21 protein-coding genes are annotated in these 22,918 nt (G+C 53.2%); 7 read left to right on the top strand and 14 right to left on the bottom strand.

Going from position 1 to position 22,918, the window contains the following annotated elements:
* The first annotated feature begins 4 nt into the window (after positions 1 to 4).
* Together nagK and cobB are read left to right on the top strand one after the other, a co-directional pair.
* Complete coding sequence (gene nagK / locus N5923_RS21910; RefSeq protein WP_267143969.1) at positions 5 to 913, top strand: N-acetylglucosamine kinase; 909 nt, start codon at positions 5 to 7, stop codon at positions 911 to 913.
* A 14-nt stretch (positions 914 to 927) separates the two neighbouring features.
* On the top strand, positions 928 to 1,761 hold the full coding sequence (cobB, locus tag N5923_RS21905; protein WP_267143970.1) for a Sir2 family NAD+-dependent deacetylase: 834 nt from the start codon (positions 928 to 930) through the stop codon (positions 1,759 to 1,761).
* Positions 1,762 to 1,885: 124 nt separating this feature from the next.
* Here cobB and potD read toward each other — a convergent pair whose 3' ends face one another.
* From potD to N5923_RS21880, 5 genes are all read right to left on the bottom strand, one after another.
* Positions 1,886 to 2,929, bottom strand: a complete 1,044-nt coding sequence (gene potD, locus N5923_RS21900; protein WP_267143971.1) for a spermidine/putrescine ABC transporter substrate-binding protein PotD — start codon at positions 2,927 to 2,929, stop codon at positions 1,886 to 1,888.
* Positions 2,930 to 3,014: 85 nt separating this feature from the next.
* Entirely contained in the window at positions 3,015 to 3,803 is a 789-nt protein-coding gene (potC, locus tag N5923_RS21895; RefSeq protein ID WP_267143972.1) for a spermidine/putrescine ABC transporter permease PotC, read from the bottom strand.
* A complete protein-coding gene (potB, locus tag N5923_RS21890) occupies positions 3,800 to 4,660 on the bottom strand; it encodes a spermidine/putrescine ABC transporter permease PotB (RefSeq protein ID WP_267143973.1) in 861 nt (286 codons plus the stop codon). Before potB ends, potC begins: the two co-directional genes overlap by 4 nt.
* A complete protein-coding gene (gene potA, locus N5923_RS21885) occupies positions 4,644 to 5,759 on the bottom strand; it encodes a spermidine/putrescine ABC transporter ATP-binding protein PotA (protein ID WP_267143974.1) in 1,116 nt (371 codons plus the stop codon). Before potA ends, potB begins: the two co-directional genes overlap by 17 nt.
* A gap of 113 nt (positions 5,760 to 5,872) precedes the next feature.
* Positions 5,873 to 7,237, bottom strand: coding sequence for a PTS transporter subunit EIIC (locus tag N5923_RS21880; protein WP_267143975.1), 1,365 nt, complete (start codon positions 7,235 to 7,237; stop codon positions 5,873 to 5,875).
* Between the two features lie 306 nt (positions 7,238 to 7,543).
* Between N5923_RS21880 and N5923_RS21875 the strand changes: the two genes are divergently transcribed.
* Positions 7,544 to 8,743: an enolase C-terminal domain-like protein gene (locus tag N5923_RS21875; protein ID WP_267144212.1), complete on the top strand. Its 1,200-nt coding sequence runs from the start codon at positions 7,544 to 7,546 to the stop codon at positions 8,741 to 8,743.
* Here the strand turns inward: N5923_RS21875 and N5923_RS21870 are convergent.
* On the bottom strand, positions 8,740 to 9,456 hold the full coding sequence (locus tag N5923_RS21870; protein ID WP_267143976.1) for a GntR family transcriptional regulator: 717 nt from the start codon (positions 9,454 to 9,456) through the stop codon (positions 8,740 to 8,742). The genes N5923_RS21875 and N5923_RS21870 overlap by 4 nt on opposite strands.
* A 140-nt stretch (positions 9,457 to 9,596) precedes the next feature.
* Between N5923_RS21870 and pepT the strand changes: the two genes are divergently transcribed.
* Entirely contained in the window at positions 9,597 to 10,823 is a 1,227-nt protein-coding gene (gene pepT / locus N5923_RS21865; RefSeq protein WP_267143977.1) for a peptidase T, read from the top strand.
* Positions 10,824 to 10,854: 31 nt separating this feature from the next.
* On the opposite strand, the gene N5923_RS21860 is transcribed toward pepT, so the two are convergent.
* From N5923_RS21860 to rluE, 8 genes are all read right to left on the bottom strand, one after another.
* Positions 10,855 to 11,979: a ribosomal protein uL16 3-hydroxylase gene (locus N5923_RS21860; protein WP_267143978.1), complete on the bottom strand. Its 1,125-nt coding sequence runs from the start codon at positions 11,977 to 11,979 to the stop codon at positions 10,855 to 10,857.
* Positions 11,980 to 12,052: 73 nt separating this feature from the next.
* The gene (phoQ, locus tag N5923_RS21855; RefSeq protein WP_267143979.1) at positions 12,053 to 13,513 is read right to left on the bottom strand and encodes a two-component system sensor histidine kinase PhoQ; all 1,461 of its coding nucleotides are present in this window, start codon (positions 13,511 to 13,513) and stop codon (positions 12,053 to 12,055) included.
* A 3-nt stretch (positions 13,514 to 13,516) separates the two neighbouring features.
* Entirely contained in the window at positions 13,517 to 14,185 is a 669-nt protein-coding gene (phoP, locus tag N5923_RS21850) for a two-component system response regulator PhoP (RefSeq protein ID WP_267143980.1), read from the bottom strand.
* 102 nt (positions 14,186 to 14,287) lie between these two features.
* Entirely contained in the window at positions 14,288 to 15,658 is a 1,371-nt protein-coding gene (purB, locus tag N5923_RS21845; protein ID WP_267143981.1) for an adenylosuccinate lyase, read from the bottom strand.
* 49 nt (positions 15,659 to 15,707) lie between these two features.
* Positions 15,708 to 16,361, bottom strand: coding sequence for a high frequency lysogenization protein HflD (hflD, locus tag N5923_RS21840; RefSeq protein WP_267143982.1), 654 nt, complete (start codon positions 16,359 to 16,361; stop codon positions 15,708 to 15,710).
* 76 nt (positions 16,362 to 16,437) lie between these two features.
* Positions 16,438 to 17,544, bottom strand: coding sequence for a tRNA 2-thiouridine(34) synthase MnmA (gene mnmA / locus N5923_RS21835; RefSeq protein ID WP_267143983.1), 1,107 nt, complete (start codon positions 17,542 to 17,544; stop codon positions 16,438 to 16,440).
* A 49-nt stretch (positions 17,545 to 17,593) separates the two neighbouring features.
* Complete coding sequence (locus tag N5923_RS21830) at positions 17,594 to 18,067, bottom strand: NUDIX domain-containing protein (RefSeq protein WP_267143984.1); 474 nt, start codon at positions 18,065 to 18,067, stop codon at positions 17,594 to 17,596.
* A 37-nt stretch (positions 18,068 to 18,104) separates the two neighbouring features.
* Complete coding sequence (gene rluE, locus N5923_RS21825) at positions 18,105 to 18,767, bottom strand: 23S rRNA pseudouridine(2457) synthase RluE (protein ID WP_267143985.1); 663 nt, start codon at positions 18,765 to 18,767, stop codon at positions 18,105 to 18,107.
* Positions 18,768 to 18,869: 102 nt separating this feature from the next.
* On the opposite strand from rluE, the gene icd reads away from it, so the two are divergent.
* From icd to N5923_RS21805, 3 genes are all read left to right on the top strand, one after another.
* Positions 18,870 to 20,120, top strand: a complete 1,251-nt coding sequence (gene icd / locus N5923_RS21820; protein ID WP_267143986.1) for an NADP-dependent isocitrate dehydrogenase — start codon at positions 18,870 to 18,872, stop codon at positions 20,118 to 20,120.
* Between the two features lie 536 nt (positions 20,121 to 20,656).
* Complete coding sequence (locus tag N5923_RS21810) at positions 20,657 to 21,634, top strand: DUF1852 domain-containing protein (protein WP_267143987.1); 978 nt, start codon at positions 20,657 to 20,659, stop codon at positions 21,632 to 21,634.
* A 26-nt stretch (positions 21,635 to 21,660) separates the two neighbouring features.
* A complete protein-coding gene (locus N5923_RS21805) occupies positions 21,661 to 22,692 on the top strand; it encodes a methionine synthase (RefSeq protein ID WP_267143988.1) in 1,032 nt (343 codons plus the stop codon).
* The last annotated feature ends 226 nt before the right edge of the window (positions 22,693 to 22,918 follow it).

Raw genomic sequence — 22,918 nt, 5'->3', positions numbered from 1 at the left:
GCACATGTACTATGGCCTCGATATGGGCGGCAGCAAAATCGCCCTCGGTGTGTATGACGCGCAGCGGCGCCAGGTCTGGAGCACGCGCGTGCCCACGCCGCGTGATGATTATCCGCAACTGCTGGCGGTGCTGGAGCAGCTGGTGCGCGAGGCCGATCAACGCACGGGAGAACAGGGCAGTGTCGGCATTGGTGTGCCGGGCTTGCCGGTGCCGGATGATGGCACACTGTTTACCGCCAACGTGCCCGCTGCGCGTGGTAAGACGCTGTGTGCCGACCTGTCGCAGCGCCTGCAACGTGAAGTGCGTATCGACAACGACGCCAACTGTTTTGCCCTCTCCGAAGCCTGGGACGATGAATTCCAGGCTTATCCGGTGGTGTTTGGCCTGATCCTCGGCACCGGCGTTGGCGGCGGGTTAATTGTCGATGGCAAACCGGTCACCGGCCGCAATTTTATCACCGGCGAATTTGGTCATCTGCGTTTACCGGTTGATGCCCTTGAGGTGCTGGGGCGTGATATCCCCTTGCAACAGTGTGGCTGCGGCAAGCGCGGCTGTATTGAATCTTATCTCTCCGGAACCGGCTTTGCCTGGCTCTGGCAGCAGCAGTATCAGCAGACTCTCAGTGCGCCTGACATCATCACCCGTTATTATCAGGGAGATCAGCAGGCGCTGGCCCACACCGGGCGATATCGCGAGCTGCTGGCAGTATGCCTTGGCAATCTGCTGACGCTGATCGATCCGCATCTGGTGGTGCTGGGTGGGGGACTTTCTAATTTCGATGCACTTTATGAAGGGCTGGAACAGCGTGTGGCGAAGTACCTGTTACCGGTGGCCAAAACGCCTCGTTTCGCCAAAGCCCGTCATGGAGATGCCGGAGGAATGCGCGGCGCCGCTTTCCTCCACCTCAGGTAACTAAAGGAGCTTTTATGCGCACACCCCGTCGCCGACTGCGACTCGCACGCTACAAGAAGACTAAGCGCCAGATCCATCAACGTTTTCGCCAGCGCATTTTTGAGCGCGACCGCACCGCGGAACTGCTGGCCCATCCGCTGCCGCGTGTGGTGATCCTGACCGGAGCGGGGATTTCCGCTGAATCCGGGATCCGTACTTTCCGCGCCCATGATGGTTTGTGGGAAGAGCATCGGGTGGAAGATATCGCCACGCCGGAAGGCTTTGCGCGCGATCCGGAAAAGGTGCAGGCATTTTACAATGCGCGTCGTCGCCAGCTGCAACAGCCGGAAATCCACCCCAATGCCGCGCATCAGGCGCTGGCGGAGCTGGAATCGGCGCTGGGCGACAACTTTCTGCTGGTGACGCAGAATATCGATAACCTGCATGAGCGCGCCGGCAGTGAGCGGGTGATTCATATGCACGGCGAGCTGCTGAAAGTGCGCTGTCCAGGCAGCGGGCAGATTTTTGCATGGCTTGAAGATGTTAATCCCGGCGATCGCTGCCACTGCTGTCAGTTCCCCAACCGTCTACGCCCGCATGTGGTGTGGTTTGGCGAGATGCCGCTGGAGATGGAAGAGATCTATCAGGCGATTGAAAAGGCTAACTACTTTATTGCCATTGGCACCTCAGGCCATGTCTATCCGGCGGCCGGTTTTGTCCATGAAGCTCGCCTGCAGGGGGCGCATACCGTTGAGCTGAACCTGGAGCCAAGCCAGGTGGGCAGCGAGTTTGAAGAGAAGAAATACGGTTTAGCCAGCGAAGTGGTACCGCTGTATGTGCGTACTTTTTTACTGGGCCTGTATAAATAGTATCGGGGGCGGCGAGAACGTCGTCATTACGGCAGGTGCAAATCATTAACACGGGCGGCGAGAACGCCGCCCCTACGGGAAATACCGCTGGTTTGCAGGGGCGGCGTTCTCGCCGCCCACTCACTTAGCGTCCCGCTTTTAACTTCTGGAACAGCGTCTCATATTGAATGCTGGCGTCGCCGACATCATCCTGCCACTCGCCTTTTTTGATCACTTCATCACCCGGATAGAGTGACGGATCGCCGGAAACCTCTTTTGGCAGCAGCTTTTTCGCCGCCAGATTCGGCGTCGGATAACCGATGGTTTCCGCGACCTGAGCCGCCACATCCGGGCGCAGCAGGAAGTTAATCAGCTTCAGCGCGCCATCGACGTTTTTCGCATTCGCCGGGATAGCCAGACTGTCCATCCAGAAAATACCGCCTTCTTCCGGCCAGACGATCTGCAATGGCGTGCCTGCCTGACGTGCGACATAAGCAGAACCATTCCACACCATACCGAGATTGACCTCACCTTCCATATAAGGATTACCCGGATTATCTGAGTTAAAGGTCAGTACATTCGGCATCAGCTTTTTCAGCTCGGCATAAGCGGCTTCAATCTGTTGCGGATCTTTGCTGTTGCCCGAGAAGCCCAGCTTGCGCAGCGCGATCTGGAACACTTCACGCGCATCATCGGTCAGCAACAGGCTCTGTTTATATTCAGGTTTCCACAGGTCGGCCCAGCGGGTAACGCTTTTCGGCTCAATCTCATCGCTGTTCAGACCAATGGCGGTGGCGCCCCAGATATAGGGGATTGAGTAGTCGTTATTGGGATCAAATGACTTATTCAGTAACAGCGGATCGAGGTTATGGAAATTACTGAGCTTCGTTTTATCAATCTTCTGGATCATGCCTTCGTTGCGCATTTTGGCGACGAAGTAGGTCGATGGCACCACCAGATCGTAGGCGCCATCTTTATAGGTCTTCAGTTTGGCATACATACTTTCGTTGGATTCATAGGTGGAGTAGATCACCTTGATGCCAGTCTCTTTGGTAAACTGCTCCAGCAGCCCGGGCGGTACATATTCCGTCCAGTTGTAGAAATAGAGAGTTTTACTGTCGTCCGCCTGCGCGCTCTGTAAACCTAAAGCCAGCGCCCCGGCTGCCAGCCAGTGTGACCATCTTTTCATTATCATTACTCCCAAAGGTGGAGCCGCATGCCGTTGCAGGCCCCGATTTATTATGGCCGGGATTATATGTCAGGGGGCTGTGGGGTCAAGGCTCAACCACCCGACGGGTTTTATCACGCAGCAACAGCTGGCTGGCGGCCACCATCAGCAGTGACAGCAGCATCAGAATAGTCGCCAGCGCATTCACCTCTGGCGAGACGCCCACTTTCACCATCGAATAGATTTTCAGCGGTAAAATCTCGTAGCTGGGGCCGGTGACAAACGATGAAACCACTACATCATCCATCGACAACGTAAAGCTCAGCAACCAGCCCGCCGCCACCGCCGGCAGCGCCAGCGGCAGAATGATTTTACGCAGAATGGTCAGCTCGCTGGCGCCCAGATCTTTCGCCGCTTCCAGCATCCGCACATCAAAGCCTTTCAGGCGTGAGAACACGGTGATCACCACAAACGGCAGGCAGAAGGTGATATGGGAAAACAGCAGCGACCAGAAACCAAGGGAAATGCCCAGCAGCATAAACAGCACCAGCAGGGAGATGGCCATCACAATATCCGGTGACATCATCACCACAAACAGCATGCCGCCGACAAAGGGCTTCCCCCGGAAGCGGTAGCGATAGAGCGCTACTGCCGTCAGCGAGCCAATCAGCGTAGCGAAGGTGGCGGACAGTACGCCCATGGTCAGTGAATGTTTTGCCGCTTCAATCAGGCTGTCGTTATTGAGCAGCAGGCTATACCATTTGCTGCTGAAACCCTGCCAGTTAATGCCGAAGCGTGATGCGTTAAACGAGTTAATGATCAGAATGCCGATCGGGATATACAACCAGGCGTAAATAACGGCCATAAAGCCGCCGCGTAACCAGCGCGCGATCATTCCGGCACCACCTTATTATTCAGCAGACGTGCAGCACGCCAGTAAATCAGCAACATCAGTCCCATAATCAGTGTCAGCACCACGCTGGTGGCGGCGCCGAACGGCCAGTCGCGGATATTAAGAAACTGACTTTTAATCACATTGCCGATCAGCAGATTTTTCGCGCCGCCCATCAGATCGGAGACAAAAAACAGCCCCATTGCCGGCAGCAGCACCAGCAGACAACCGGCGACAATTCCTGGCATGGTTAGCGGCAGAATAATGCGGATAAAGGTTTGCAGCTTGCTGGCGCCAAGATCGCGCGCTGCTTCCAGACACGGCTTATCCAGCTTTTCCAGGCTGGAGTAGAGCGGCATTACCATAAACGGTAGCAGAATATAGACCAGTCCCAGCACCACCGCTTCAGAGCTGTACATAATACTGAAAGGTTTATCGATCACCCCGAGCCACAACAGAAAATCGTTCAGCCAGCCGCGGGTGCTGAGAAAAATTTTCAGGCCGTAAATGCGGATCAGCGAGTTGGTCCAGAACGGCACAATCAGCAGAAACAGCATCAGCGGACGCAGACGCGCAGGCAGGCGGGTCAGACACCAGGCGAAGGGATAGCCGAGCAGCAGACAGCAGAGGGTGGCGATCAGCGCCATATTCAGCGAGTGCAGCAGCACCGAAGCATACAGCGGGTCGGCAAGGCGGCTATAGTTGTCGAGGGTGAATACCAGCTTAACGAAACTGCTGTCATCACGGGTAAGAAAGCTGGTGGCGAAAATCATCAGGTTGGGCAGAAAGACAAACAGCACCAGCCAGCTGACAACGGTCAGAATCACCCCTTTCTGTAAGCGATTACGCGTCGTTTTCATCTTTCAGCACCACTTCCCAGCTTTCAACCCAGTTCACCGCCATCTTCTGATTCAGCGAGTGGTCGAAATCAGGATCATCTTCGTTAAAGAATTCACTGACGGTGACCAGCTTGCCGTTTTCCAGCTCGACGGTCGATTCCAGCGTCATACCTTTGTAGTTGCGCTCGCGCACATAGCCAATCAGGCCATCAATGGTATTGTCATCGTTGATCTCTTCCACCCGCAGATCTTCCGGGCGCAGCAACACATGCAGCCGCTCGCCGGGTTGCACCGCGAAAGGCACCTGGATATCGCATTCCCGCCCTTCGACGCGCGCACGCACGCGCTGGTTACCGAGATCGGCAATCGCCTCGGCGTCGAAAACATTAATTTCACCAATAAAACGGGCGACAAACAGGTTGCGCGGCTCTTCATAGATTTCACGCGGCGTGCCGTCCTGCTCAATACGTCCGTCACGCATCACCACGATGCGGTCTGACATGGTCAGCGCCTCTTCCTGATCGTGGGTAACAAAGATAAAGGTGATGCCCAGTTTGCGCTGCAGAGCTTTCAGTTCGTTCTGCATCTGCTTACGCAGCTTATAGTCCAGCGCCGACAGTGACTCATCAAGCAGCAATACTTTCGGCCGGTTAACTACCGCACGGGCGATAGCCACGCGCTGCTGTTGTCCGCCAGAGAGCTGGTGCGGGCGGCGCTGAGAAAATTCATCCAGCTGCACCATCGCCAGCGCTTCATTGACCCGGCTGGTAATTTCCGCCGCCGGGGTTTTCTGCATCCGCAGGCCAAAGGCGACATTTTCAAATACCGTCATATGCGGAAACAGTGCATAGCTCTGAAAGACGGTATTGATATGGCGATGTTCCGCCGGGGTATCGGTGATGGTTTCGTTGTCCAGCACGATATCGCCGCGATCGGCGCTTTCCAGCCCGGCAATCAGGCGCAAAATGGTGGTTTTGCCGCAGCCGGACGGGCCAAGCAGCGTAATAAACTCGCCATGATTAATGGTGAGGTTAAAGTCGGCGATAATTTCTTTGCCGTCAAACGCTTTACCAATCGCGGAAAGCGTGACCAGTGGCTTGCGCGCGTGGGTTTTCATCATCTTCGCTGCCAGGTTTAAAATTTGGGGGAGCGATGATACCTGAAAAAGTCGCAGCCCGCCTGAGTAAAGCCAGCGGGCTGGGTCAATATGGCCTGATTTATTGACCGCTGGCGTTATTTTCTGCCGACCAGTAACAGTGTCAGGGCAAAAGATAATCCCAGTGACAGTGCTACGCCCAGAAGGGCAAACATAAAGTACGGGCCGATATAGGCTGGCAGGCTGAAAATACTGGATAAAATATAACCGTATAAACGCACGCCAAAGAAAGCAATAAACGCCGAGGCCAGTGAGCTGGCAACCGTGGCGGCGATAAACGCCTTTTTATAGCGCGTCAGCACGCCAAACAGCGCCGGTTCGGTAATGCCCAGCAGCGCAGAAATCGCCGCAGAAAGCACCACCGACTTTTCCTGACGCGTTTTGCTGTGCAGCCAGATGGCAAACGTCGAGCCGGCAATCGCCATATTGGCCATAAACATCATCGGCATCAGCATATCGTAGCCGCGATCGGTAAAATTCTGCAGCGCAACCGGCGTCATGGCATGGTGCATGCCGGTAAGGATAGCAATCGGACGAATTGCACCGACCACCAATCCGGCAAAACTGGCTGAGACGCCAAACAGACCTTCAATAAACCATGCCAGCAGTTTACCCAGCCAGATACCGGCCGGGCCGATAATCACCAGCGCCACCAGCGCAGTAATAAACAGTGTCAGGGTGGGGGTAAAGACGGTTTTTAATACCTCGGGCATGATGGCATCCACCCAGCGGTAGATATAGCTGAGTGCCAGCACGGAAAAGATGACCGGTATCACACTCGAGGCATAATTGAACACCGATACCGGAATCATATCGAGAAAGTAAAACGCGCTGACGGCGTTGGGCGCGTGGTTTGCCAGCGCTTTGGCCGCTTCAAGCAACGACGGATACATCAGGCAGGCAGCGACGGCGGCGGCAAGATATTCGTTCGTTTTAAACATCTTCGCTGCGGAGATCGCGAGAAAGAACGGCAGAAACCAGAATACGCCACTGGCGATCAGATCGATAACCACCACCGTATCGCTTTTCGCCGAAACCACCTGTAGCGCCACCAGCCCGGCCAGCAGACCTTTGATCATCCCGGCACCGGCAATGGCCGGGACTATCGGACCAAAGACGCCGGAAACCGTGTCCATAAACAGCGAAATCAGCCCTTTTTTCTGTTTTGTCGTGCTGTCTGCTGTCGCACGGTCGCCGGGCGTCAGCACACCGGAGAGCTGCTGATACCAGCTGTTGACCTGCGGACCAATAATAATCTGAAACTGATCGCTCTGAATCTGCGCCCCTAATACACCCGGCAGCTGTTTTATTTCCTGCTGGTTAATTTTGCTGTCATCGATTAAATCAAAACGCAGACGCGTCATGCAGTGCCAGACTTTATTAATATTATCTGTACCGCCAACCAGCTGAATAATACGATTTACCGCCGCTGTATTCCCCATAAAACTGCTCCTGACCCTGTGCTTATTGTTGTCTGAGTGTCGCGGAACGATAGTAGAGAATCGCCCATAGCAAAACAAACCAATAAAAGTTGATATCAGTCACAGTTTGCACCAATGCAGGCGGTTAATAGCGCGGAGGGTGAAATTGGTCTGGTTTTTTCTGGTAATAATCCGGCTTTTCGAACCAAAATAAATTCGCTAAAAAAAGGTTTACCTGCTGGCGGAAATAAGGCGATAGTAAATAACGATTGCGATAAATTTAATGCGGTAACCGGGTATTCTCTGCCCGGCGCGGGGATGATTACGATGTTGCCAACGCTGATAGAAAATATTGAGTGCTTTATCACCAAACCGGATCGCCATAACCTGATTGTGGTGCGCGTCACCACCAGTAAAAATATCACAGGCTACGGTTGCGCCACTTTCCAGCAGCGTCCGCTGGCGGTAAAAACCATGGTGGATGAGTATCTGAAACCGCTGTTGACTGGCCGTGACGCCAACCATATTGAAGATCTGTGGCAGATGATGATGGTCAATGCCTACTGGCGTAACGGCCCGGTGATCAACAATGCGGTATCCGGGATTGATATGGCGTTATGGGATATCAAAGGTCAGCTGGCGCAGATGCCGCTTTATCAGCTGCTGGGCGGAAAATCCAAAGATGCGATAGCGGTTTACAGCCATGCCGCCAGTGAGACGCTGGCCGGGCTTTATCCGCAGATCGATGCGCTACTCGCCGATGGTCATCGCCATATTCGCTGCCAGCTGGGGTTCTATGGCGGTACGCCGCAGGGCATGCACAGCACTCGCCAGCCAACACCCGGCGCCTATTACGATCAGGATGAGTATATGGCGAATACGCTGGCGATGTTTAAGGCGCTGCGTGAGAAATATCAGCACCGTTTTCATATTCTGCACGATGTGCATGAGCGGCTGTTTCCGCAGCAGGCGGTGCAGTTCGCTAAAGCGGTGGAACAGTACCAGCCTTACTTTATTGAAGATATTGTCTCGCCGCAGCAGAGCGGCTGGCTGGAGCAGGTGCGTCAGCACTCGGCGGTGCCGCTGGCAATGGGCGAACTGTTTAACAACCCGGCGGAGTGGCACGATCTGATTGTTAATCGTCGCATCGATTTTATCCGCTGCCATGTGTCGCAGCTGGGCGGGATTACACCGGCGCTGAAGCTGGCGGTACTTTGTCAGGCATTTGGCGTACGTCTGGCGTGGCACGGGCCGCCGGATATGTCGCCTGTCGGTTGTGCAGTGAATACGCATCTGAATATTCATCTGCATAATGCGGCGATCCAGGAGTTTAATCCCTATGGCGCCAATACCCGCAGCGTATTTGCCAATGCGCCGCAGGCAGAGCAGGGCTATATCTATCCGCTCGAACGGCCCGGTATCGGCGTCGGCTTTGATGAGGAAGCGGCGCGCAGCTTCCCGCTGGAGTATCGTCCGCATGAATGGACGCAGAGCCGTTTACCCAATGGCGCGATGCATACTCCTTAAGGGTGCGTCTGACGAAAACTCAGATTGTCCTGGTTAAACGGGATCACGTAGGTGCAGGAGTAGTTAATATCAATCACCTCGCTGATCTCAAATACCCGTCCGCCCGCCAGAATACCGCGGCTGTTGATCTGCATCGCTGGCTGGCCCCGCTTGCAGGCCAGCAGCGCCGCTTGCTGTTTGTCGATGCTGATCGCCTGGTAGCTGGTCAGCAGATGAGAGATCTGCAAACCGCGCCCCAGCACATATTGCTGAATCGAGCTTTCGATAATCTGCTGGTTAAGATCGGGGAAATCGCTAAATGGCAGCTTTGAGGTTTCGATCTGCACCCGCTGATTATCGACATAGCGCACGCGGCAGAATTGCCAGATATACTCGTGCTCACCGAGGCCAAATACCTGACGCTCCTCTTTATCCGGCAACTTTTTATGCAGACTGATCAGCCGAAAGGCGATCTGGTCGAAACGTTTTTCGGTGATTGAGTTATACACCAGCGGATTACTGCGCGCGCGCTCGCTGATATAAATGCCGGAACCCTGCACCACATTTATCACGCCGATACTGACCAGCTTCTCCAGCGCCTGGCGAATGGTAAAACGCGAAACACCATACTCCTCGGCCAGCTGCCTTTCCGGCGGCAGTTTATTCAGCGGTGGCGAGCTTTGCTGATAAATCTTGCTCAGCAGATCCTGGGTGACAAACTCTTTTTTCTTCATGCTGGTCTCTTCCACGGCAGCAATGGCCACTACAATTACGCTAATAAATCCATATTAACGTTAGTCGCTTATGACTTTACGCAATACTTTCACTGGCAAGGCTCACCATAATAATGGGCAGGCACTCAGAGGGACGACAGATGGACAGATTACTCGATCGCTTTTTACACTACGTTTCTTACGATACGCAATCAAAAAGTCATGCCCGCCAGGTTCCCAGTACTGACGGCCAGTGGCGGCTGGCGGAAGTGCTACAGAACGAGTTGCGGCAACTGGGTTTTCAGGATGTCACGCTGAGTGAATTTGGCTGCGTGATGGCCAGTATGCCATCCAACGTGGCGTGGCCGACACCAGCGATCGGTTTTATTGCGCATATGGATACTTCGCCCGATTTTACCGCGAAAAATGTCAATCCGCAGATTGTGGAGAACTACCGTGGCGGCGATATCGCCCTGGGCAGCGGTGAAGAGATCCTGTCGCCAGTGATGTTTCCGGTGCTGCACCAGCTGACTGGTCATACGCTGATCACCACTGACGGCAAAACGTTGCTTGGCGCCGATGATAAAGCTGGTGTCGCCGAGATTATGACCGCAATGGCGCGGCTGATGCAGGGCGATATCCCGCATGGCAAGATCTGTGTGGCGTTTACCCCGGATGAAGAGATTGGCAAGGGCACCGCCCACTTTGATGTGGCGGCCTTTGGCGCGGACTGGGCTTACACCATCGATGGCGGTGGCGTCGGCGAGTTTGAATTTGAGAATTTTAATGCCGCTTCGGCAACCATCAGGATTACCGGCAACAATGTTCACCCGGGTTCAGCCAAAGGCGTGATGGTCAATGCGCTGGAGCTGGCGCTGCGTTTTCATGGCGAAGTCCCGGCGCAGGAGACGCCGGAACATACCGCGGGTTATGAAGGTTTCTATCATCTGCATCAGATTAAGGGCAATGTCGAGCGCGCCGAACTGCACTATATTGTGCGCGATTTCGATGCGGATAATTTTGCCGCACGCAAAAAAACGCTGCAGGATATTGGTAAGCGTCTGAGCCGCGGATTAACGGCGAATTGCGCCATTGAAGTGACGCTGGAAGACAGCTATTACAATATGCGCGCGAAGGTGGAAGCTCATCCGCACATTATCGAGCTGGCGTTACAGGCGATGCGTGATTGTGATATTGAGCCGGAAGTGAAACCGATTCGTGGCGGCACGGACGGCGCCAGCCTGTCGTTTAAAGGGCTGCCTTGCCCGAATATCTTTACCGGCGGCTACAACTATCATGGCAAACACGAGTTTGCTTCACTGGATAATATGGAGAAGAGCGTGGCGGTGATTATGCGCATTGCTGAGCTGGCGGCGGTGCGAAAATAAGTCAGGGCGGCATTAGCGCCGCCCTGGAGGTTTATTCGTCGCCGAAATACCAGTAGCCGCTGTTTACCAGCGCTGCCAGCTGGGCGAGGAATGACGGATCGTCCAGCGCGTCGCCAAACGCATCCAGACCCAGCGTCAGCTGATTGGCCAGCGCCGCCAGCGCTGCGGTGTGCGCGCTCTCCAGCTGTTCGCCATTGATAAATACCGCACTGCCGATGCACAGTACGCGCAGACCACCGAGACGCGTCAGGGTATCGCCTTGCTGCAATGCGTCGTAAATTTCATCCGGCTGGTATGGCGGTTCCGGCGGCGCCACATCCAGTTCGTGACGCGATTGCGAAATAAATTCGCCAAACCACTGGTTAAAGTGTTCTGGCTGGTTAATCACATCCAGCATCATCTGGCGGATACCGTCGATCTCCTGCGGCAGGATATCAGCCGGGCGATCGCGCGCGGCAACATCCGGATCGCTGAAGCGGTGACTGCCCAGTTCACGCGCCAGCACATAATCCGCGAAGCCGCTGATCAGTTCACGTCCGCTTGGTGCGCGGAAGCCGACGGAATAGTTGATGGCGTTTTCCAGTGAATAGCCTTCATGCGGGAAACCAGGCGGAATATAGAGAATATCGCCCGGTTCCAGCTCTTCATCGATAATGGCGTCAAACGGCTCAACCTGCAGCAGATCAGGATGCGGACAGTGCTGTTTCAGCGGCAGTTTCTCGCCGACACGCCAGCGACGGCGGCCGGTGCCCTGTACAATAAATACATCATACTGATCGAAATGCGGACCAACGCCGCCGCCCGGCACCGAGAAGGAGATCATCAGATCATCGGTGCGCCAGTCAGGCAGAAAACGGAAAGGGCGCATCAGCGCGGCAGAGGGTTCGTGCCAGTGATCCACCGCCTGCACCAGCAGCGACCAGTTACTCTCGCCTAAATGGTCATAGCTCTCAAACGGGCCATGGCTGACTTGCCATTTGCCATCTTGGTGGCTGACTAAGCGGCTGTCGACTTCATTTTCCATCGCCAGACCGGCCAGCTCATCGGGAGAGATAGGGTCGACGAAATTTTTAAAGCCGCGCTTAAGTACTACCGGGCGTTTCTGCCAGTAGCGTTGAATAAAATCGGGCCAGTTAAGATCAAGCTGATAATCCATATAACGTTCCAGTTCAGGCGGTAATTTGCTGGAAGTATATACCTTCGCTTGTTAAGTTGCAGTGCAGCTTTCGCTATTCGCCGCTGTGTACCACTTCCTGACGCTGGAACACCACCTCCATGCGTGCGCCACCCAGCTCACTGGTGCCGGTGAGGATATCGCCATCATATTGTTCCAGAATATCGCGCGCCACCGCTAAACCTAAGCCCTGTCCGGGACGCATGGTATCGGCACGCTGACCGCGGACAAAAATCAGATCGCGTTTGCTCTCCGGGATGCCCGGCCCGTCATCCTCAACAATAAGATAGAGCGCGTTATCGGTCTGGCGGGCGGAGATCTCTACAAATTCCAGGCAATATTTACAGGCGTTATCGAGGATATTGCCCATCACTTCCATAAAGTCAGTTGGATCGCCGACAAAGGTGATTTCCGGCGACAGATCCAGCGACAGGGAGACCCCTTTGCGCTGATAGACTTTATTGAGTGCCGAACAGAGGCTGTCGAGCAGCGCCGATACTGAATGCAGTTCGCGCTTCAGCGGATTGTGGTCCGCCTGCATACTGGCGCGATGCAGATAGTAACCAATCTGTTGCGAGATACGGCTGATCTGCTCCAGCATCAGCGGTTCGGCCTGCTCAATCGAATATGTTTTACTGCCGCGCAGCGAGCGCAGGGTGCTTTGCAACACCGACAGTGGCGTTTTCAGGCTGTGGGCCAGATCGGAAAGGGTGGTGCGGTAGCGGGTATAGCGCTGGCGCTCGTTATCCAGCAGCAAGTTGAGATTGCGCACCAGACTGCGCAGCTCCTGCGGCGGATAGGGATCAAGCGTTTCGCGGATGCCGGTTTCCAGTTCGCGTACCTGGCTGGCCAGTTCGCCAATCGGCCGCAAACTCCAGTGCGCCGCCAGCCACAGCAAGGGGATCACCAGCAGCAGATTCACCAGCAGCACATAGTTAAACCACACCCAGACCATATCCGACTGTTGCAGCTCTTGCGGAATCGAGTCGACGACTACAATGGTCAGCGCGGGCAGGTTAGTGGTGGCATCGTAGCGATTCACGGCGACCGAGTGGGTAAAAGAGCTGCTGCCGTCATCATCGTAGGCATGCAGTTTGCTCTGCGCATCTTTGTTATTGCCCAGTGCTTCGCGGCTGGTGCTGCTATTGGTATCGATTTCGTAGAAGTCAGGTTTACGCAGCCACTCTGGCTTGATCTTGTTGCTGATTTCCGGCACATCGCGCTGTTGCCACAGCAGGCGGCCGCGTTCGTCATAGATAAACACCAGCGTCGGAAAGTTTAGCGTCATGCGCTCCGGCTGGGCGATGGATAATTTGCCATCCTGCCACTGCGCGAGGGTAAAGAACAGATTGCTCTCACCGCGCATCACCCGATAGGTATTTTTATCAAAACTGACCACATAGCCGACGACCGCGACCATGCCATAGGAGAGTGAGAGAACCAGCACAACTGCGGCGGTTGCCAGCAGAAATCGGGCGCGTAGCGAGTAGGGAATAAAGCGTCGCAGCAGTGACATTGCTCAGAGGTCGAAGCGGTAGCCCTGACCGCGCACAGTGGTGATCACATCTTGCGGGTGTTCCGCGAGGATTTTCTTACGCAAACGGCCCATTAACACGTCAATGGTGTGACTTTCACGCAGTTCGGCATCCGGATAGAGTTGCAGCATCAGCGAATCTTTACTGACCACTTTGCCGTTATTACGGATAAGCGTTTCAATAATGGTGTATTCAAAGGCGGTCAGCTTAATTTGTTGCTCATTGATGGTCAGTTCACGACGTGAGAGATCGACCTGGAAGGGAGGCAGAGTAATAATTTGCGAGGCGAGCCCGCTGTTACGCCGCATCAGCGCCTGCATGCGTGCAACCACTTCTTCAATATGAAAAGGTTTGGTGACATAGTCATCGGCGCCAGCTTCCAGCGCGGCCACTTTGGCCTGCCAGCCATCACGGGCGGTCAGCACCAGGATCGGTTGCTTCACTTCCTGGGTACGCCAGCGGCGGATCAGCGTCATGCCATCTTCATCGGGCAGACCCAAATCAACCAGTGTGATATCCGGGGTATGTTCATTGAGAAAATAATCTGCTTCTTTGGCATCTTCAGCGGCATCAACCTGATGTCCCATATCCCGCAACTGTACCGCCAGATGATGACGCAGCAGGGCATTGTCTTCCACAACCAACACGCGCATAAGCCTTTCCTTTATGAAAACACTAATAATATATGCCGAGTATAGGTTAAAGCAGCTAAACAACAGGTTAACATGGGCTGACTTGCGCCAGCCCGCAGGACATTATTTCAGATCATCAACCATCTGAATAGCCCGACCGATATAATTTGCCGGCGTCATCTGTTTCAGGCGTGTTTTCTCCTCTTCCGGCAGCGCCAGGCTGTCGATAAAGGTCTGCATACCCGCCGCATCCACACGTTTGCCGCGCGTCAGCTCTTTCAGTTTCTCATAAGGCTTTTCAATGCCATAACGGCGCATTACGGTCTGGATCGGCTCTGCCAGCACCTCCCAGTTATGATCCAGCTCGTCCAGCAGACGGTCGCGGTTCACTTCCAGTTTAGAGATGCCTTTCAGCGTCGCCTGATAGGCGATCAGCGCATAGCCGACACCGACACCGAGGTTACGCAGGACGGTGGAGTCCGTCAGATCGCGCTGCCAGCGGGAGACCGGCAGTTTGCTGGCCAGATGCTGCATAACCGCATTTGCCAGACCCAGGTTGCCTTCGGAGTTTTCGAAGTCAATCGGGTTAACTTTATGCGGCATGGTGGAAGAACCAATCTCACCGGCAATGGTTTTCTGCTTAAAGTGGTTCAGCGCAATATAGCCCCACACATCGCGATCGAAATCGATCAGGATGGTGTTGAAGCGCGCCATGCAGTCAAACAGCTCAGCAATATAGTCGTGCGGCTCAATCTGGGTGGTGTACGGGTTCCAGGTGATACCCAGTGAAGTGACAAATGCTTCGCTCAGCTGATGCCAGTCCACTTCCGGGTATGCGGCGATATGGGCGTTATAGTTACCCACCGCACCGTTGATTTTACCCAGCACTTCTACCCGCTCCAGCTGACGCAGCTGACGTTCCATACGGTACGCCACGTTGGCCATCTCTTTGCCTAAGGTTGAAGGCGTAGCAGGCTGACCATGGGTGCGGGAGAGCAGGGGAATATCGCGATATTGCAGCGCGAGGTCTTTCACGGCGGCAATCAGTTGCTGCCAGTACGGCGCGATAACATCGCGACGTGCGGTTTCCAGCATCAGTGCGTGTGACAGGTTGTTGATATCTTCAGAGGTACAGGCGAAGTGAATAAACTCAGAAACCGCATGCAGCGCTGGCACTGACTCCACTTTCTCTTTCAGAAAGTACTCCACCGCTTTTACATCGTGATTGGTGGTGCGCTCAATGGTTTTAATGCGCGCGGCGTCTTCTTCGTTGAAATTAGCGACAATAGCATCAAGGTAAGCGTTTGCGTCGGCATCAAATGCAGGAACTTCCTTGATCTCTGCGGTCGCGGCCAGTTTCTGTAACCAGCGAACTTCAACCTCAACGCGGAACTTCAGCAAACCGTATTCGCTGAAAATAGCGCGCAGCGGGCTGACTTTGTCGCCGTAACGACCATCGACAGGTGAGACGGCGGTCAGAGAGGATAATTCCATCAGTGCAACTCCTGGATCGTTAACAAGGTATTGGGCTGAACCCCCGGCGTTATTCTGCCGGGATATCTGCCGGGGTGATATTGGCTAAAATTCTTTTTGCTTCATTAGCAAGGCGATTACGGGAAAACATTAACTGCAGGCGGCCACCGCCAACCTGCTGCCACAGTACCGCAGAACGAATGCCCGCCAGCAGGGTGGCGCGCACTTTGCTCTGGATCTGTGAATTCTGTAACACTGCCGGCGAACCGGTGACCTGAATGCGCGGGCCGAGCGGGCTGATAACATCGACATAAATCGCCGCCATCGCGCTCATCAGCGTGTCGGATTCCAGTTCGTAATGGGCCAGCTGGCGGTCAAGCTGGGAGATGCGGCTGGCCAGCTCGTTAAGCGCCGACTTATTGCTGTTGAGCTTACGCTCCAGCACCATCAGGCTCAGTGTGTAACGCGTTAGTTCGGCTCCCAGCCCCTGACGGTTGCTGGTGTTAAGGATCGCCAGCATGCTTTCGAGGCCAAAGCGCAGGTTGGCTTCGTTATTACCATATACCGCCAGCGTTGATGACGGGTTTAAATCCAGCAGACTTTGCAGCGAAACTTTCAGGACTTCGCTGTCGCAATGCCCCTGATGAGCCAGCTGCTGCACCAGATGCGCTGACTGACAGATGCCAGCCATCGCTAACGTGATATCGTAATAATTCTTAGCCACGGTTACTCCTGTTTACGCGTCGCGCGCATTTGATGCTGTGCAAATCTTTGGCACGGGCGGCGCGATAACGCTGCCCCTACAATAATGGTAAACGCTGTTCAATAATGCCGCCGCCAAGGCAGACATCATCCAGATAAAAGACCGCTGACTGACCGGGAGTAACCGCAGCAACCGGTTGGTCAAAACGCACTTCAATCGCACCGTCGTCTTGTGGGCTGATCACACAAGGGATATCCGCCTGGCGATAGCGGGTTTTCACCACGCAGCGCAGCGGTTCGCGCAGGGGCTCACGATCGACCCAGTCGAGCTGGCGGGCGATCAGGCCAACCGACATCAGGCGCGGATGTTCGCCGCCCTGGGCGACAACCAGCAGGTTATTGGCGACATCTTTGTCCACTACATACCACGGATCGTCGTTACTCTCTTTCATGCCGCCAATGCCCAGCCCTTTACGCTGGCCGAGGGTATGGTACATCAGACCCTGATGTTCGCCGACAGTCTGGCCATCGACGGTGACGATGGCGCCAGGCTGCGCAGGCAGATAGCGGCCCAGGAAGTCGCGGAATTTGCGCTCGCCGATAAAACAGATACCGGTGGAGTCTTTTTTCTTGGCAGTGATCAGATCCAGTTCTTCGGCAATGCGGCGCACTTCCGGCTTTTCCAGCTCGCCAACCGGGAACAGACTCTGGGCGATTTGCTGGTGGCTTAAGGTGTAGAGGAAGTAGCTCTGGTCCTTATTGTCGTCGAGACCGCGCAGCAGGCGGCTTTTGCCATCGACATCCTGACGGCGCACATAGTGGCCGGTCGCAATAAAGTCCGCGCCAAGATCTTCAGCGGCGAATTCCAGGAAGGCTTTAAATTTAATCTCTTTATTGCACAGGATATCCGGGTTTGGCGTACGACCGGCTTTGTACTCTTCGAGAAAATGCTCAAACACATTATCCCAGTACTCGGCGGCGAAGTTGACCTTATGCAGGCGCATACCCAGTTTGTCACATACCGCTTGTGCATCAGCCAGATCTTCAGCGGCGGTGCAATACTCCTCACCGTCATCTTCTTCCCAGTTTTTCATAAACAGGCCTTCAACCTGATAGCCCTGCTGTTGCAGTAACCAGGCGGAAACGGAAGAGTCGACGCCGCCGGACATACCGACGATCACTTTTTTCTGGCTGTTGTCAGACATGACACACTCACGATAAGGAAATAAGGAATAAAACAAGCGGCGTATTCTATCACGCGTCGCGGGCGGGCGCACCCTCGCAAAACGGCCATTGAAACGCCTGTAAAAGCGTCAGCGGATGGCGTTCCGGCTGCTGCCAGATACGCACGCTTTCCGCGACCAGCGGCGAACGCAAGTTGCTGGCTTGCAGGATCTGCTCCGGTGGCAGCCACCAGCAGCGGTCAATATCGCTATCCTGCGGGGTAGTCGGCAGGATCGCGGGCAGGTCGAGGGCGAAAAGTACACGCAGAAACGGCGTATTATCCGGCGCGATCCACTGATGAATACGCAGCAACCACTGTGGCGACGCCTGGATGCCGGTCTCTTCCAGTAGTTCGCGTTCGGCAGCCTGAATCAGGGTTTCATCCGCTTCCAGGTGACCCGCCGGTTGATTCCAGGTCGCGACGCCGTTAATCGTCTCTTCCACCACCAGCAGCTGGCCTTCGGCCTGTACTACACAGGCGACGGTAACATGAGGTTTAAACATGGTGTTCTCCGTGATGATTAACCTGCGGTTATCGATTTCAGCCGCTAATTTCGGCGCTGATATCACGCCATTCGCCGGGGGGCAGATCGCCCAGCTGTAAGGATCCCATCGCGAAACGAATCAGTCGCAGCGTCGGGAAGCCGATATGCGCGGTCATGCGGCGCACCTGGCGATTACGGCCTTCGTATAAAGTAATTTTCAGCCAGCAGGTGGGAATCGCTTTGCGCTCACGAATCGGCGGATTACGCGGCCAAAGCCAGGCAGGTTCCGCCACCCGCTCGACGCCTGCGGGCAGGGTGGGACCATCTTTCAGATTAACCCCAGTGCGCAGCGGCTGCAGATGCTGCTCTTCCGGCACACCTTCCACCTGGACATAGTAGATTTTCCCGGTGTTTTTACCCGGCTGCGTCAGCTTTGCCTGTAGCGCGCCGTCGTTGGTCAGCACCATCAGGCCTTCGCTGTCACGATCGAGACGACCGGCGGCATAGACTTCGCTCACCGGGACAAAATCTTTTAGCGTCGCGCGTCCCGCTTCATCAGTGAACTGCGGCAGTACATCAAAAGGTTTATTAAAAACAAGCACCCGGCGTGGGCCTTTTGGCGTACGCCGGGCGTCAGCACTTTGGCTGAATCGTTTAACGCGGTGATTTTTAACAGGAGTTTTAGGCATGGTCTTTGCAGTTTGTGACAATAGGCGCATTATAACGCAAACCCGAGGTGATTGGCGCGGAGTTAATATTCGAGTAGTATTGACGCGCATCTTACAAGTCATTAACAAAAAAAGCGCTCGAAGGAGAGGTTAATGGAAAGCAAAGTAGTTGTTCCGGCTGAAGGTCAAAAAATCACCCTGGATCAGGGAAAACTGGTTGTTCCGAATAACCCTATCATTCCTTTTATTGAAGGCGATGGTATTGGGATTGATGTTTCACCAGTGATGATCAAAGTGGTTGATGCCGCAGTACAGAAAGCCTATAACGGCGAGCGAAAAATCTCCTGGATGGAGATCTATACTGGTGAGAAGTCCACCGAACTGTATGGCCCGGATGTCTGGCTGCCAGAAGAAACCCTCGATCTGATCAAAGAATATCGCGTTGCCATTAAAGGCCCGCTGACCACCCCGGTCGGTGGCGGTATTCGTTCTCTGAACGTTGCCCTGCGTCAGCAACTCGATCTCTATATCTGTCTGCGTCCGGTACGTTACTACCAGGGTACACCAAGCCCGGTAAAACGCCCGGAAGAGACCGATATGGTGATCTTCCGCGAAAACTCTGAAGATATCTATGCAGGTATCGAATGGAAAGCGGGTTCTGCGGAAGCAGATAAAGTGATTAAGTTCCTGAAAGAAGAAATGGGTGTGAAGAAAATCCGTTTCCCTGAGCAGTGCGGTATCGGTATTAAGCCGTGTTCAGAAGAAGGGACTAAGCGCCTGGTGCGTGCCGCCATTGAGTATGCGATCACTAACGATCGTGACTCTGTGACGCTGGTACATAAAGGCAACATCATGAAATTCACCGAAGGTGCGTTTAAAGATTGGGGATACCAGCTGGCTCGTGAAGAGTTTGGTGGTGAACTGATCGATGGCGGCCCGTGGCTGAAAATCAAGAACCCGAATACCGGCAAAGAGATCGTGGTAAAAGACGTGATCGCCGATGCGTTCCTGCAGCAGATCCTGCTGCGTCCGGCCGAGTATGACGTTATCGCCTGTATGAACCTGAACGGTGACTACATTTCTGATGCCCTGGCGGCACAGGTTGGCGGTATCGGTATTGCTCCGGGCGCAAATATTGGTGACGAGTGTGCGCTGTTCGAAGCCACCCACGGTACCGCACCGAAGTATGCAGGTCAGGATAAAGTGAACCCAGGTTCAGTGATTCTGTCTGCAGAAATGATGCTGCGTCATATGGAATGGTTTGAAGCCGCCGATCTGATCGTCAAAGGGATGGAAGGCGCTATCGCAGCGAAAACCGTCACTTACGATTTTGAACGTCTGATGGACGGCGCTAAGCTGCTGAAATCTTCAGAGTTTGGCGATGCTATGATTAAGCATATGTAATTCTGCTTGCTCTTAATCAGGCCAGTCAGGGGTAACCTCTGGCTGGCCTGATGTGTTTTCAGCCTTCCCCAAAACCTCCCCAACATATCGGCCTTGACTGTTCCTGAACTTAAAGGTTAATGGTATAGCGGACAAAATCATCCAGTTCGGCAAGCATTGTCATACAATACCCTGGCCGGATTAGATTCTCTGGTAACCCAATCTACTTTTGACCATGATTTTTCCCGGGCCTTATCACCTATAGCCTCAATCAATGCTTTTCCCGCACCAATGCCACGTGACCCCGTGGATGCCTGTGGGGCTGGGGCTCTGCAACAATGCCGACCTGACCCCACACCTCAACATGAATATGACTCATGCTTCAATGAAATTAAATCACTTTTACTCAACCAATGACTCTGGCATAAAGTACGTACAGCTATTAGCGCCAGACAATATGAAGACTGCTGAATAAGAAAACCCGAAAATAAAATTTTGACGTGCTGAATAAGAATGAAATTCAGGTTTTATATCAGAAATTAGGATGACAGATCGCGATGAATAAAGAATTTACCTTTACTATCAAAAGCATTTCTTTCGATGAAAATTATAACCCCTCCGAAAATACGCGTATTACTACCAATTTCGCCAATTTGGCCAGAGGCAACAAGCGCCAGCAGAATTTGCGCAATGCCTTAATGATGATTGATGATCGTTTCAATAGCCTTGCGCATTGGGATAACCCCGAAGGGGATCGTTACTCTGTTGAACTTGAAATTATTTCCGTTGAGATGGATTTGGAAGGCAAGGGCGACACCTTCCCGGTGATTGAAATATTGAAAACGAATATTGTTGATCAAACAACCAACGAGCGTATAGCAGGAATAGTAGGGAATAATTTTTCCTCTTACGTGCGAGATTATGACTTCAGCATATTACTGTCAGAGCACAACAAGAATAAAAGCGAATTTAGCACGCCTGATGATTTTGGCGATTTGCATGGAAAGATATTTAAATGTTTCGTTAATTCGGCTGCTTACAAAGAGCACTTTAATAAGCCGCCTGTCATCTGTCTGAGTGTTTCAAGTAAAAACACCTATCACCAGACTGAAAATCAGCATCCTGTACTGGGCGTCGAATACCAGCAGAACGAACCGTCCATGACCGATCACTATTTCAGAAAAATGGGTTTACGGGCACGCTATTTTATGCCGCCAGGTAGCGTTGCACCTTTGGCTTTTTATTTTGTTGGTGATTTAATCAGCGATTATACGAATCTTGAGCTGACCAGTACCATCAGCACGATGGAGACTTTTCAAAAGATTTACCGACCTGAAATTTACAACGCTAATTCAGCAGCAGGAAAAGAGTATCAACCAAGCCTGAATAGCCAGGATTATGCATTAACTCAGATTGTTTATGATCGCGAAGAACGCAGCCAGTTAGCGATTGAGCAGGGAAAGTTTACTGAAGAGCACTTCATTAAACCTTACCGAACTATTCTTGAGCAATGGTCCGCTGATTACGTTCTTTGATTAACCAAAACACAAGGTCACCTGTTATGAAAATATTGTTACCCACTTCGACTGCAGGCAGTTTGCCTAAACCCTCCTGGCTTGCACAGCCAGAGACACTTTGGTCACCGTGGAAATTGCAAGATCAGGAACTGATTGAGGGCAAACACGATGCTCTGCGTTTGTGCCTGCAAGATCAACAGCAGGCAGGTATTGATATTGTCAGTGATGGCGAGCAAACGCGCCAACATTTTGTCACGACGTTTATTGAGCACCTCAGCGGCGTTGATTTTGAGAAACGCGAGATTGTTAAAATTCGTAATCGTTATGATGCGAGTGTACCGACAGTGGTTGGTGAGGTGAGTCGCCAGAAGCCCGTTTTTGTTGAAGATGCCCGATTTTTACGTCAGCAAACTACACAACCGATTAAATGGGCACTGCCGGGTCCGATGACTATGATAGATACACTCTATGATAGCCACTATAAAAGCCGCGAAAAACTAGCCTGGGAATTCGCTAAAATTCTCAATCAAGAAGCCAGAGAGTTAGAGGCGGCGGGTGTCGATATTATCCAGTTTGATGAGCCAGCATTTAATGTTTTTTTTGATGAGGTAAATGACTGGGGAATTGCCGCTTTAGAAAGAGCAATTGAAGGACTTAAATGCGAAACCGCTGTACATATTTGCTATGGCTATGGCATCAAAGCCAATACCGACTGGAAAAAGACTCTGGGGTCAGAATGGCGGCAATATGAAGAAATATTCCCCAAACTGCAGACATCTGATATCGATATAATCTCACTGGAATGTCAAAACTCTCGTGTTCCAATGGATCTCATTGAACTCATTCGCGGTAAAAAAGTCATGGTAGGGGCTATTGATGTGGCTACCAATACCATTGAAACACCAGAGGAAGTGGCCGATACTTTGCGAAAAGCACTTCAGTTTGTGGATGCCGATAAGCTCTATCCTTCTACCAATTGTGGCATGACCCCATTATCTCGTCGGGTAGCAAGAGGCAAGCTAAACGCTTTAAGTGCAGGCGCAGCAATCGTCCGAAGCGAACTCTCGACTAAATAACATCGCCAGAGATGAGATCATTTGAAGGGAACTCAGTCCGGGTTAAGCGATCTGATCAATCGCCAGCTATCCCAGGCCACCACCCGGACTGAGCGATAATGTTCATATTCAGCAACACCACTTCCTGCCTGGACGATTTATGCCCCAGCAATTCTTGCGTATCGATCCGCTGATTCCGCTATCAGCGTTCTGACAGCGATCGTTGCTTATGAAAGGTCGGCGCCGT

Source organism: Winslowiella arboricola, from assembly GCF_025527015.1.
Lineage (GTDB): Bacteria > Pseudomonadota > Gammaproteobacteria > Enterobacterales > Enterobacteriaceae > Erwinia > Erwinia arboricola.
The sequence above is the reverse complement of the archived record's forward strand: the minus strand, read 5'-3'. Positions and strand labels throughout refer to the sequence as shown.

Excerpts from the sequence above, each read along its gene's own strand:
- nagK (WP_267143969.1), top strand. The coding sequence starts at position 5 with ATGTACTATGGCCTCGATATGGGCGGCAGCAAAATCGCCCTCGGTGTG.
- cobB (WP_267143970.1), top strand. The coding sequence starts at position 928 with ATGCGCACACCCCGTCGCCGACTGCGACTCGCACGCTACAAGAAGACT.
- potD (WP_267143971.1), bottom strand. The coding sequence starts at position 2,929 with ATGAAAAGATGGTCACACTGGCTGGCAGCCGGGGCGCTGGCTTTAGGT.
- potC (WP_267143972.1), bottom strand. The coding sequence starts at position 3,803 with ATGATCGCGCGCTGGTTACGCGGCGGCTTTATGGCCGTTATTTACGCC.
- potB (WP_267143973.1), bottom strand. The coding sequence starts at position 4,660 with ATGAAAACGACGCGTAATCGCTTACAGAAAGGGGTGATTCTGACCGTT.
- potA (WP_267143974.1), bottom strand. The coding sequence starts at position 5,759 with ATGATGAAAACCCACGCGCGCAAGCCACTGGTCACGCTTTCCGCGATT.
- N5923_RS21880 (WP_267143975.1), bottom strand. The coding sequence starts at position 7,237 with ATGGGGAATACAGCGGCGGTAAATCGTATTATTCAGCTGGTTGGCGGT.
- N5923_RS21875 (WP_267144212.1), top strand. The coding sequence starts at position 7,544 with ATGTTGCCAACGCTGATAGAAAATATTGAGTGCTTTATCACCAAACCG.
- N5923_RS21870 (WP_267143976.1), bottom strand. The coding sequence starts at position 9,456 with ATGAAGAAAAAAGAGTTTGTCACCCAGGATCTGCTGAGCAAGATTTAT.
- pepT (WP_267143977.1), top strand. The coding sequence starts at position 9,597 with ATGGACAGATTACTCGATCGCTTTTTACACTACGTTTCTTACGATACG.
- N5923_RS21860 (WP_267143978.1), bottom strand. The coding sequence starts at position 11,979 with ATGGATTATCAGCTTGATCTTAACTGGCCCGATTTTATTCAACGCTAC.
- phoQ (WP_267143979.1), bottom strand. The coding sequence starts at position 13,513 with ATGTCACTGCTGCGACGCTTTATTCCCTACTCGCTACGCGCCCGATTT.
- phoP (WP_267143980.1), bottom strand. The coding sequence starts at position 14,185 with ATGCGCGTGTTGGTTGTGGAAGACAATGCCCTGCTGCGTCATCATCTG.
- purB (WP_267143981.1), bottom strand. The coding sequence starts at position 15,658 with ATGGAATTATCCTCTCTGACCGCCGTCTCACCTGTCGATGGTCGTTAC.
- mnmA (WP_267143983.1), bottom strand. The coding sequence starts at position 17,544 with ATGTCTGACAACAGCCAGAAAAAAGTGATCGTCGGTATGTCCGGCGGC.
- N5923_RS21830 (WP_267143984.1), bottom strand. The coding sequence starts at position 18,067 with ATGTTTAAACCTCATGTTACCGTCGCCTGTGTAGTACAGGCCGAAGGC.
- rluE (WP_267143985.1), bottom strand. The coding sequence starts at position 18,767 with ATGCGCCTATTGTCACAAACTGCAAAGACCATGCCTAAAACTCCTGTT.
- icd (WP_267143986.1), top strand. The coding sequence starts at position 18,870 with ATGGAAAGCAAAGTAGTTGTTCCGGCTGAAGGTCAAAAAATCACCCTG.
- N5923_RS21810 (WP_267143987.1), top strand. The coding sequence starts at position 20,657 with ATGAATAAAGAATTTACCTTTACTATCAAAAGCATTTCTTTCGATGAA.
- N5923_RS21805 (WP_267143988.1), top strand. The coding sequence starts at position 21,661 with ATGAAAATATTGTTACCCACTTCGACTGCAGGCAGTTTGCCTAAACCC.